Here is an 11,826-nt window from a genome sequence, read left to right on the forward strand (position 1 = left end):
GCCCCGGGCCTCCCTGTCGAAGACCGGCCCGCCCGGCCGGGCGCGTGGGGTCCGGTGGTGCCCGGAACCCCCGGCCGGACGGACCGGAGTCTTCGTTGAAAGTAACACCGCCGCAATCTCTTGCGAAAGTCCTTGCAGAGGGGAAACAGCAAGATTTCGCGGCGATGTCCGGGTCGTGTCAGAGGGGTTGACCGTTCCTCCTGGGGCTCGTACGGTCTGCTGCGCGGCAAGTAGTTGAATCCTTGCTGCAAGAACCTTCAAGGCCTTCGGGGCATGGCGCGTTGCCGCAGAGGCTGCTGCACCGACCCCCCGCACCTCCCCTGATCAGCAGGAGGAACAATGGCCAGAAAGACCGTGGCCGCCGCACTCGCCCTGGTGGCGGGAGCCGCTGTGGCCGTCGCGGCGCCCACCACGGCACAGGCCGCGCCGCCCGGTGAGAAGGACGTCACCGCCGTCCTGTTCGAGTGGAACTTCGCGTCCGTGGCGAAGGCCTGTACCGACTCCCTGGGCCCGGCCGGCTACGGCTACGTCCAGGTCTCGCCGCCCCAGGAGCACATCCAGGGCAGCCAGTGGTGGACCTCGTACCAGCCCGTCAGCTACAAGATCGCCGGACGCCTCGGCGACCGCGCCGCCTTCCAGAGCATGGTGAACACCTGTCACGGCGCGGGCGTCAAGGTCGTCGTCGACACCGTCATCAACCACATGGCGGCCGGCAACGGCACCGGCACCGGCGGGTCGTCGTACGAGAAGTACAACTACCCGGGCGTCTACTCCGGTGCCGACATGGACGACTGCCGCTCCCAGATCAGCAACTACGGAGACCGGGCCAACGTCCAGAACTGCGAACTCGTCGGGCTCGCCGACCTCGACACCGGCGAGGACTACGTACGCGGCCGGATCGCCGCGTACATGAACGACCTGCTCTCGCTCGGCGTCGACGGCTTCCGCGTCGACGCCGCCAAGCACATGCCCGCCGCCGACCTCGCCAACATCAAGAGCCGGCTGAGCAACCCCGGTGTCTACTGGAAGCAGGAGGCCATCTACGGGGCGGGCGAGGCCGTCTCCCCGAGCGAGTACCTCGGCAACGGCGATGTGCAGGAGTTCCGCTACGCCCGCAGCCTCAAGCAGGTCTTCAACAACGAGAACCTCGCCTACCTGGGCAACTTCGGGACCGGCTGGGGCTTCATGGAGTCCGGCAAGTCCGCCGTCTTCGTCGACAACCACGACACCGAGCGCGGCGGCGACACCCTCAGCTACAAGGACGGGGCCAACTACACCCTGGCCAACGTCTTCATGCTGGCCTGGCCCTACGGATCACCCGACGTCCACTCCGGCTACGAGTGGTCCGACAAGGACGCCGGCCCGCCGTCGGGCGGCTCGGTGAGCGCCTGCTACAGCAACGGCTGGAAGTGCCAGCACGCCTGGCGCGAGATCTCGTCCATGGTCGCGTTCAGGAATGCGGCGCGCGGTCAGGCGGTCACGAACTGGTGGGACAACGGGGCGGACGCCATCGCCTTCGGACGCGGCAGCAAGGCGTACGTGGCCATCAACCACGAGTCGTCCTCGCTGACCCGCACCTTCCAGACCTCGCTGCCCGCCGGCACCTACTGCAACGTCCAGGACAACACCGCCGTGACGGTGAACGGCTCCGGCCAGTTCACGGCCACGCTCGGCGCCAACACGGCGGTCGCCCTGCACGTGGGCGCCACCGGCTGCTCCGGCGGCGGCGAGAACCCTGCCGCCGGCGCCTCGTTCAACGTGAACGCCACCACCGCGTGGGGCGAGAACATCTACGTCACCGGCGACCAGGCGGCGCTCGGCAACTGGAGCACCGGCAGCGCGCTGCAGCTGTCCTCGGCGAGCTACCCGGTCTGGAAGCTCGACGTGGCGCTCCCCGCCGGCACGTCCTTCGCTTACAAGTACCTCCGCAAGGACGCCTCAGGAAACGTCACCTGGGAGAGCGGTGCCAACCGCACGGCCACGGTGCCCTCGAGCGGGCTCGTGACGCTGAACGACACCTGGCGTTCCTGACCCGTTCCGGGGCGTGTCCCGCACCACGGTGCGGGGCACGCCCCGATCTTCGTTCCGCCCCCCGACGCGGCGCACGCCCGGGGCTTCCACGGCCCCCGCCGCGAGCGCCGGAGGAGCCGGGACCCGACCCACCGATCCGCCTCCGCACCACCCTCCTAGAGGAGAACGAGCTCCGTGATACGACCCCCTGTGCGAAGAGCCGCGACGGCCGTCGCGGCCGCGCTCCTCGCGTCGCTGGTCCCCGCCGTACCGGCGGCGGCCGCGCCGCGACCCCCCGCGCCGCCGTCGGACGCCGCCCTGGCCAGGGAGCCCGCGCGGCACGACCTGACCCGCGAGCAGTTCTACTTCGTGCTGCCCGACCGCTTCGCCAACGGCGACACCGGGAACGACAGGGGCGGCCTGACCGGGTCACGGCTGACCACCGGCTACGACCCCACCGACAAGGGCTTCTACCAGGGCGGCGACCTCAAGGGGCTCACCAAGCGGCTCGACTACATCAAGGGCCTCGGCACCACCGCGCTGTGGATGGCGCCGATCTTCAAGAACCAGCCCGTGCAGGGTGAGGGCAAGGACGCGTCGGCCGGCTACCACGGCTACTGGATCACCGACTTCACGCAGGTCGACCCGCACTTCGGGACCAACGAGGATCTCGAGACGCTGATCGACAAGGCCCACGCCAAGGGCATCAAGGTCTTCTTCGACGTCATCACCAACCACACCGCGGACGTCGTCGACTACAAGGAACAGTCCTACGGCTACCTCTCCAAGGGAGCCTTCCCCTATCTGACGAAGGACGGCGTGCCCTTCGACGACGCCGACTACGCGGACGGCACCAGGAGGTTCCCGGAGACCGACAAGGACTCCTTCCCGCGTACGCCGGTCGTCGCCCCGGAGAAGCAAAACACCAAGGTCCCCTCCTGGCTCAACGACCCGGAGATGTACCACAACCGCGGTGACTCCACCTTCGCCGGCGAGTCCTCGGCGCACGGGGACTTCGTCGGGCTCGACGACCTGTGGACCGAGCGGCCCGAGGTCGTCACGGGCATGGAGAAGATCTACCAGCGCTGGGTGCGTGACTTCCGGATAGACGGTTTCCGCATCGACACCGTCAAGCACGTCAACACCGAGTTCTGGACCCAGTGGGCCACCGCCCTGGACGACTACGCCGCCAAGCACGGCCGCGACGACTTCTTCATGTTCGGCGAGGTCTACTCCGCCGACACCTCCATCACCTCCCGGTACGTGAGGGAGGGACGGCTCGACTCGACGCTGGACTTCCCGTTCCAGGAGGCCGCCCGCCAGTACGCCTCGCAGGGCGGCTCCGCGGCCGGGCTGTCCGCGCTGTTCGCGGACGACTACAAGTACACGACGGACAAGGCCAACGCCTACGAGTCCGTGCCCTTCCTCGGCAACCACGACATGGGCCGCTTCGGCACGTTCCTCAAGCAGGACAACGCCGGGGCCGGCGACGCCGAGCTCCTCAAGCGGTACCGGCTGGCCAACGAGCTGATGTTCCTCAGCCGCGGCAACCCGGTCGTCTACTACGGGGACGAGCAGGGCTTCACCGGCGCGGGCGGCGACAAGGACGCCCGCCAGACCCTCTTCGCCTCGAAGACCGCCGACTACCTGGACGACGACCGGCTGGGCACCGACCGCACGCACGCCGAGGACGCGTACGACACGAGCCACCCGCTCTACCGGCAGATCGCCGCGCTCGCCGAGCTGCGCAAGGACAACCCGGCGCTCGCCGACGGCGTCCAGACCGAGCGCCACGCGGACGACGGCAAGGGCGTGTACGCCTTCTCCCGTACGGACGCGAAGTCGAAGACCGAGTACGTCGTGGCCGTCAACAACGCCGAGGAGGCGAGGACCGCCGCGGTCCCCACGGGCTCCGCGGACATGGACTTCCGTACCGTCTACGGCGGTTCGGGCACTGTGCGGAGCGGGGACGACAAGAAGATCGAGGTGACCGTCCCGGCGCTGTCCTCACTCGTGCTGAAGGCCGCCCGGCCCCTGGGAGCACCCGCCGCGGCGCCGTCCGTCGAGCTGAAGGCCCCCGCCGCGGGCGCCACGGGCACCGTCGAGGTCTCCGCCGACGTCGACGGCGGCCGGCTGAACCGGGTCGTCTTCGCCGCCCAGCAGGGGAGCGGCAAGTGGCAGGTCCTCGGCTCCGCCGACCACGCCCCGTACAAGGTGACGCACAGGATCACCGCCGACGCCGGAACGGCCGTGCGGTACAAGGCCGTCGTCATCGACTCCAAGGGCCGCACCGCCTCCGGCCTCGCCACGACGACTGCGGGCGAGCCCCCGGCCGAGGAAGTCCCGACCGCCACCCAGCGCGACTACGCGATCGTCCACTACAAGCGCCCCGACGGCGACTACACCGACTGGAGGCTCTACGCCTGGGGCGACATCGCGGACGGCGAGAGCACGACCTGGCCCGACGGGCACGGCTTCACCGGCCGGGACGCCTACGGCGCCTTCGCGTACGTCAAGCTGAAGCCGGGAGCTTCGAGCGTCGGCTACCTCGTCATCGACAAGGACGGCAACAAGGACGTCTCCGCCGACCGCACCATCGACCTGTCGAAGACCGGTGAGGTCTGGGTCGAGCAGGGCAGGGAAAAGGCCCTGGACGAGGCCCCCGAGGGTGCCTACCCGCCCCAGGACACCTCGAAGGCGATCCTGCACTACAAGCGCGCGGACGGCGACTACGACGGCTGGGGCCTGCACGTCTGGACCGGCGCCGCCCAGCCCACCGACTGGTCGAAGCCGCTGGAGCCCGCACGCACCGACGCCTACGGCGCGGTCTTCGAGGTGCCGCTCGCCGACGGTGCCGGCTCGCTCAGCTACATCATCCACAAGGGCGACGAGAAGGACCTGCCCTCCGACCAGTCCCTCGACCTCAAGGCCGTCGGCCACGAGGTGTGGCTGCTCGGCGGCCAGGAGAAGTACCTGCTCCCGCAGCCCAAGGGCAGCGGCGCCGCACTGGACCTCACCAAGGCCGCGGCCGTGTGGATCGACGAGAACACCATCGCCTGGAACGGCAGCGACGCCGCCGCCTCCAGCCAGCTGCTGTACTCCCGCGACGGCTCCATCGCCGTCGAGGACGGGCAGGTCACCGGCGACGCCAAGTGGCTCCGCCTGAACAGGACCACGCTCAGCGACGCGCAGCAGAAGAAGTTCCCGCACCTCGCGAAGCACACCGCGTACTCCGTCGATCCCCGCGACCGCGACCGGATCCGCGAGGCCCTGCGCGGCCAGGTCGTCGCCACCCAGCGGGCCGCCGGGGCAGGCGCGGTCCTGACCGCCACCGGAGTGCAGCTCGCCGGGGTCCTCGACGACCTGTACGCCGCGAAGGCCACCGGAGCCAGGCTCGGAGCCACCTTCTCGGCCAAGGGCACCCCGACGCTGCGCCTGTGGGCGCCCACCGCCCGGAAGGTGAGCCTGAGGCTCGGCGGGAAGACCGTCGCCATGCGCCGCGACGCCGCCTCCGGCGTCTGGTCCGTCACCGGCAACCGCTCCTGGTACGGCGAGAAGTACACGTACGCCGTGACCGTCTGGGCGCCGAGCGTCCAAAAGCTGGTGACGAACGAGGTCACCGACCCCTACTCCGTGGCCCTCACCACCGACTCCGAGCAGAGCGTCGTCGCCGACCTCGCCGACGGGGACCTGGCGCCCAAGGGCTGGAACAGCCTGCGGAAGCCGGCGGCGGTCCCGCTGCGGGACGCGCAGATCCAGGAACTGCACGTCCGGGACTTCTCGGTGGAGGACCCCACCGCGAAGAACAAGGGCAAGTACCTCGCCTTCACGGAGAAGAACAGCGACGGCTCCAGGCACCTGCGCGAACTCGCCGAGTCCGGCACCTCCTACGTCCACCTGCTCCCTGCGTTCGACATCGCGACGATCCCCGAGAGCGGCGCGCAGAGCCCCGACTGCGACCTGAAGTCCTACCCCGCCGACTCCGACCGGCAGCAGGAGTGCGTGGCGAAGAGCGCGGCCGGGGACGCCTACAACTGGGGCTACGACCCCTACCACTACACCGTCCCCGAGGGCTCCTACGCCTCCGACCCGGACGGCACGGAGCGCACCGTCGAGTTCCGGAAGATGGTCAGGGCCCTCAACGAGGACGGGCTGCGCGTCGTGATGGACGTGGTCTACAACCACACCACCGCCGCCGGGCAGGCCGACACCTCCGTCCTGGACCGGATCGTCCCCGGCTACTACCACCGGCTGCTCGCCGACGGCAGCGTCGCCACCTCCACCTGCTGCGCCAACACCGCGCCGGAGAACGCCATGATGGGCAAGCTCGTCGTGGACTCGATCGTCACCTGGGCCAAGGAGTACAAGGTCGACGGCTTCCGCTTCGACCTGATGGGCCACCACCCCAAGGCCAACATCATGGCCGTCAGGAAGGCCCTGGACGCACTCACGCCCGAAAAGGACGGAGTCGACGGCAAGAAGATCATCATCTACGGAGAGGGCTGGAACTTCGGCGAGATCGCCGACGACGCCCGGTTCGTCCAGGCCACCCAGAAGAACATGGCGGGCACCGGCGTCGCCACGTTCTCCGACCGGGCCCGTGACGCCGTCCGCGGCGGCGGACCCTTCGACGAGGACCCGGGCGTGCAGGGCTTCGCCTCGGGCCTCTACACCGAGCCCAACGGCTCGGACGCCAACGGCACCGAGGCCGAGCAGAGGGGCAGGCTGCTGCACTACCAGGACCTGATCAAGGTGGGCCTGTCCGGCAACCTCGCCGACTACGCCTTCACCGACACGTCGGGCAAGGAGGTCAAGGGCTCCGAGGTCGACTACAACGGCTCACCCGCCGGATACGCCGAGGCCCCGGGCGACGCCCTCGCCTACGCCGACGCGCACGACAACGAGTCGCTGTTCGACGCCCTCGCCTTCAAGCTGCCGAAGACCGTCGGCGCGGACGAGCGGGCCCGGATGCAGGTCCTCGCCATGGCCACCGCCGCCCTCTCCCAGGGCCCGGCGCTGTCCCAGGCGGGCACCGACCTGCTGCGCTCGAAGTCCCTCGACCGCAACTCCTACGACAGCGGGGACTGGTTCAACGCCATCCACTGGGACTGCCGGGCCGGCAACGGGTTCGGCCGTGGTCTGCCCCCGGCCGCCGACAACCGCTCCAAGTGGCCCTACGCCAAGCCGCTGCTGACCGCACCCGGACTCCGCGCGGGCTGCGCGGAGATCGAGGGCGCCTCGGCCGCCTACCGTGACCTGCTGAGGATCCGTAGGACGGAGAAGGCCTTCAGCCAGTCCACGGCACAGGGCGTGCAGGCCGCGCTGTCCTTCCCGCTCTCCGGCAAGGACGAGACACCCGGAGTGATCACCATGAGGCTCGGCGAGCTCGTCGTCGTCTTCAACGCCACGCCGGAGCGGCGGACGCAGGAGGTCGCCTCGCTGGCGGGCACCGGATACGCCCTGCACGAGGTGCAGGCGGACGGCTCGGACGACACGGTGAAGTCCGCGTCGTACGAGAAGGCCTCGGGCACCTTCACGGTCCCGGCCCGCACCGTCGCGGTGTTCGAGCGGAACTGATCCCCGCCGCCCCGCGCCCGACACGCCCGCTCCCCGCCCGGGGAGCGGGCGTACGCGTGCGCGGGGACGCCCCGGGGAAACACGCCCCCGCCGCGGGGAGTGGGCGGACGTGGCGCGGGCATCCGACAACAAGAGAAGTCGCTCCACATTCAACAGAGTTGGCCCTTCTTCGCTCCCCGCGTGCCTGGAGGTGTCCGCCGAGATGCCGTCCGACAGCCCACGAATCCGCCCCGCACGACTCCACCTGCCCTGGTGGCTGTCGGTCCCGCTGGTCGTCGTCCTGCTCCTCGCGCTGGTCACCGCGGTCTGGCGGTTGAACCTGCTGCCGGGACTCGACGACGTCTTCGGCACCGAGACCCACGACCGCTCGGGCCCGGCCCTGCTCAAGTCCATCCAGGACATCAGCCGTTACGAGGCCGCCGACGGCAACTTCCAGGTCGTCGTCGACCTCGACAAGGACGCCAAGTTCCTGCCGGACTCGGTCCGCGGCAGCAGGACGCTCTACGTCGGTGCCGGAACCGTCAGCGCCTATGTCGACCTCGGGAAGATCGGCGAGCACGACGTCACCGTCAACGAGGACCGCACCGTCGCCACGCTCCGCCTCCCGAACGCGAGGCTGGGCAAGCCCGCCCTGGACCCCGACCGCTCCTACGCCGTGACCAAGCAGCGCGGGTTCCTCGACCGGCTCGGCGACTTCTTCTCCGACAACCCGGGCGACGAGCGCGAGGTCAACCGGCTCGCGGCCAAGCACATCGGGGAGGCGGCGAAGGACAGCGAACTCGTCTCCCGCGCCGAGAAGAACACCGCCAGCATGCTGGAGGGGCTGCTGCACTCCCTGGGCTTCGAGCGGGTCACGGTCACCTACGCCTGACGGTCCGTGCGCCATTTGGCGCGAGGGCCGGCCCGAGCGGCCGCCCCAGGACGGGGACACCCGACCCGGGCGCCCCGCGTATCCCTGAACCTCCTTTACGCCGCGATCCGGCGTCCGGCGCGCCAGCGGTCCGGTACCCGGTGTTCGGCGCCGCAACCGGGTCAAGGCGCGCCCGGGGCGGTGCCTCGCGCCGGCCGCCGGGACCGCGGCCCCGGCGGCCCCACCGGGGCAGGCGCTCGGGAGCTTGGGCGCCCGCCAAATCCGGGTGACCCTGGTGGCCTGACGGTCGCTTCACCGGACGAAGGCAGGATTGGCGCGACCGCCCCGCTCCGGCAGGATCATGGTCCCGGCGACCCGGCGACCCGGCGACCCGGCGACCCGGCGACCCGGCGACCCGGCGACCCCGGTCTCGGGGGCGAGGTGCCTGTCCCCAAGGGCGGTCCGGTACCCCGGCGGTCGGTGCCGCGACCGCGTGAAGGCGGGGCTGGGACGGCCGGACCGCGCTCGGGTGGCGGGTCGGCGGTCGGGCGCGCGCGAGGGCTCGGTGTTGCGGGGCGGCGGTCCGGCGGTCGGCACCGTGATCGGGGTCCTGGTGGCCCGGCGGTCGGCCCGAGGCGGGCGGTCCGGCGGGCGGTCCGGTGGCCCGAGGCGGCGCCAGGGGGCCGGCGCGGACCCGGGTGTCCCCGGGTGTCCCCGGGCGGGACGGGAGGCGTCCTGGGATCAGCCCAGCGCGCTCAGCTCCGTGCCGTCCGACAGCACGGCGTTCAGCTCGGCGTGCGCGCCCTCGCGCGCGGGCAGCGCGAGCACCGGGCCCCGCCCGGTACCCGTGACGCCGCCCGACGTGCTGATCGAGGCGATCTGCCGGGAGCCCGCCGCGAGCACGTACCACCGGCCGGCCCGCGACTTCCACAGCACGCCCGCGAGGACCTGCGGGGAGCGCGGACCGCAGGCCGGTGAGTCCTCGGCGCGCGCCGCCACCGCACCCGGCGCGACCGGCGACTCGGCAGGCGCCTGCACCTGCGCCAGGACCCGGCTGCCGGTGCCCCGCCAGGTGTCGGCGCGGGTGCACAGCCAGCGCGCCACGCCGTCGCCCTCCGGCAACGTCTGCCGCGCGTACGCCCAGGAGTTGACGGAGCGCACCCCGTTCGCCCGCATCGAGGGCAGCAGGCAGGCGGTGCGCGACCAGGCCGCCAGCCCGGCCCGGTCCGTGACGTCGTGCGGGGCCGAGGGCGGGCCGGAGGTCAGGCGGGCAGGGGTGATCTCGCCGAGATCCGTCATCAGCCGGGTGCCGGTGTCGTCCCGAAGCTGCAGGACGTTCCAGTGCGGGCATCCCGAGCCGACGGCGGGGCTCGCCGTGATCCCGGTGACACCGTCCCCGCGGCGGGAGAGCGGCTGGGCCCTCTCGGCGGGCTTCAGCAGGTTCCGAACCGCCACGCCACGCACCCACGGTGCGGTGAGGTACCGCACATTGCCGTCCGCGCGGCCCGCCACCACGGCGTTCGCGGTGGCCGTGTCCGCGCCGTCGACCCGCGCGAAGTCCAGTGCGGCGCCGGCCGTACCTCCGTCGCGGGCCTCCGCGTAGCGCACGAGGCGGAACCCGTCGTGGAGGAGCACCACCGCGGCCTGGTCCACCTCGCCGGCGTACAACAGCTGGGCCGGGCCCGCGGGCGGCCCCGAGGGGGTCCCGGGCGTCGCCGACACCTGCACCGTTCCGCCGGGGCGTGCCCAGACGGCCAGCGCCCGGCGCAGCAGCCTCTCGTCGTCGACGCGGTCGCCGCGGGCGGGCCACGCGGAGAAGTCGGTCCGCGCGGAGGTCTTCCACGCCCGTGGCTCGGCCTTCACCAGGTTCGCCGGGTCGAGGGCCTGCTCGGCGGCCGGGTTGCGGGCGTACGGGGGAGCCGCGGCCCCGTCCGGCCCCCAGCCCTCTCCGGGCAGCCCCAGCAGCACGCCGCACACCACCAGGGCCGCCACGGCCACCGCCGCCGCCCGGGTGTGCTGCCTGCGCCGCATCAGGTCCGGCGGCCTGGCCTGGAGCAGGCACGGGTCGAACTCGGGGGACTCCAGCAGCGCGTACTGCGCCCTGACCTCGTCCGCCTCGGCCAGCGCCTCCTCGATGTCCTGGACCCCGGCCGCGGCCAGCACCCGCTGCACCTCGGCGTCGCCGAGCCGTTCCAGGCCGCGCAGCACCCATGCCGCGCGTGCCGGAGCGGACAGCCCCGACAGCCTCTGGTCCAAGACCAGTTCGTCCGAGCCGCCGGAACGCGGGAACAGTCGCAGGCCCCACACCTGGGGCAGCAGCGGCGGCAGCTGCGCACGCCGCGGCAGCGCCCAGCGCCGTGGCGGCCGCCCCGCCCCCAGGGCGCCTCGCAGTACCCGGGTGCGCACACAGGCGTATCCGGGGTCGCCCCCGGTCCGCTGCTCGGGGACGCGATTGCGCGGCAGCGCGTGCTGGACGACGGAGTGGGCGGTCAGGACCCGGCGGCTCTGGCCGAGGCCCGGCGGCAGCACCAGGTAGGCGATCCGTACGAGGCGCGGATAGTGCTCGACGAGGGCGGCCTCCGCCTGCTCGACGTCGACGGGGCCGGTGGAGACCTGCGCGGTGGCTTCCTGAGTGGGCACGTTCAGCAAAACGAGCGAATCGTCCGATGGTCACCTCACCCGCGAGGGCGACGTGTGGGAGGAACGTGCGCGGGTGGCCGTGACGGGGCCGGCGTGGTGCGCGGGGACGGGAGGAGGGACCGGGGTCACATCCCGGGAGTGACGGGTTCGCTCACAAGTTCTGCCCGCGTGTTGCACGATGGGCGGATGAGTCAGCGATTCCGTATCCGAACCAGCGGCGTGATCCGAGCGGCGGCGGTGGCCTGCGTCCTGGCCGTGGCCGCCGCCGGCTGCGGCGGTGGCACACAGGACGACGGCGACGGCGGGAAGGACGGCGCCGTGCCCCCGGCGGCCACCGGAACGCTGGAGCAGCTCGCCGCGAAGGTGAAGTGCGAGCCGAACATGCAGACGGACGCCGAGGAGCTCCGGCAGGCGAACTGCGAGACCGAAGCGGGCCGGTGGGTCATGATCACCTTCAAGACCGAGACGGGCAAGCGGGAATGGATCGACGGCGCCAAGGACTACGGGGGCGAGTACCTCGTCGGCAAGCGCTGGGTGGCCGTCGGGGACCGGAAGGTCGTCACGGCACTGCGCGGCATCCTCGGCGGTGAACTGGAGACGGGTACGGACCACTCGCAGCACTCCGGAACTCCTTCGGACGGAGCGTCCCACAGCGGCCACTGAGCCGCCCGGACGCGCGGCCGCCGGGCCGTCGCCGCCGGTGCCACGGCCGGCGGCGACGGCCCGGCGGGCGTTCCGGAGGTGCCGTG

The 11,826-nt window shown here is 71.8% G+C and carries 5 protein-coding genes; 4 read left to right on the plus strand and 1 reads right to left on the minus strand.

Features of this window, described 5'->3' with window-relative positions:
* Positions 1 to 339: 339 nt before the first annotated feature.
* The 3 genes from GUY61_RS26760 (at position 340) to GUY61_RS26770 (ending at position 8,458) form a co-directional block, all read left to right on the plus strand.
* Entirely contained in the window at positions 340 to 2,031 is a 1,692-nt protein-coding gene (locus tag GUY61_RS26760) for a carbohydrate-binding module family 20 domain-containing protein (RefSeq protein WP_166632813.1), read from the plus strand.
* Between the two features lie 174 nt (positions 2,032 to 2,205).
* Positions 2,206 to 7,587, plus strand: a complete 5,382-nt coding sequence (gene pulA / locus GUY61_RS26765; protein ID WP_166632814.1) for a pullulanase-type alpha-1,6-glucosidase — start codon at positions 2,206 to 2,208, stop codon at positions 7,585 to 7,587.
* A gap of 202 nt (positions 7,588 to 7,789) precedes the next feature.
* Positions 7,790 to 8,458: a DUF4230 domain-containing protein gene (locus GUY61_RS26770; protein ID WP_166632815.1), complete on the plus strand. Its 669-nt coding sequence runs from the start codon at positions 7,790 to 7,792 to the stop codon at positions 8,456 to 8,458.
* Positions 8,459 to 9,178: 720 nt separating this feature from the next.
* Here GUY61_RS26770 and GUY61_RS26775 read toward each other — a convergent pair.
* The gene (locus GUY61_RS26775) at positions 9,179 to 11,086 is read right to left on the minus strand and encodes a hypothetical protein (RefSeq protein ID WP_166632816.1); all 1,908 of its coding nucleotides are present in this window, start codon (positions 11,084 to 11,086) and stop codon (positions 9,179 to 9,181) included.
* Between the two features lie 177 nt (positions 11,087 to 11,263).
* Here GUY61_RS26775 and GUY61_RS26780 point away from each other — a divergent pair, with 177 nt between their 5' ends.
* Positions 11,264 to 11,740 carry a hypothetical protein gene (locus GUY61_RS26780; protein WP_166632817.1) on the plus strand — a complete coding sequence of 159 codons (477 nt, stop codon included), beginning with the start codon at positions 11,264 to 11,266 and terminating at the stop codon, positions 11,738 to 11,740.
* Positions 11,741 to 11,826: the final 86 nt, after the last annotated feature.

The sequence above is a fragment of the Streptomyces sp. GC420 genome (assembly GCF_009916105.1).
Taxonomy (GTDB): domain Bacteria; phylum Actinomycetota; class Actinomycetes; order Streptomycetales; family Streptomycetaceae; genus Streptomyces.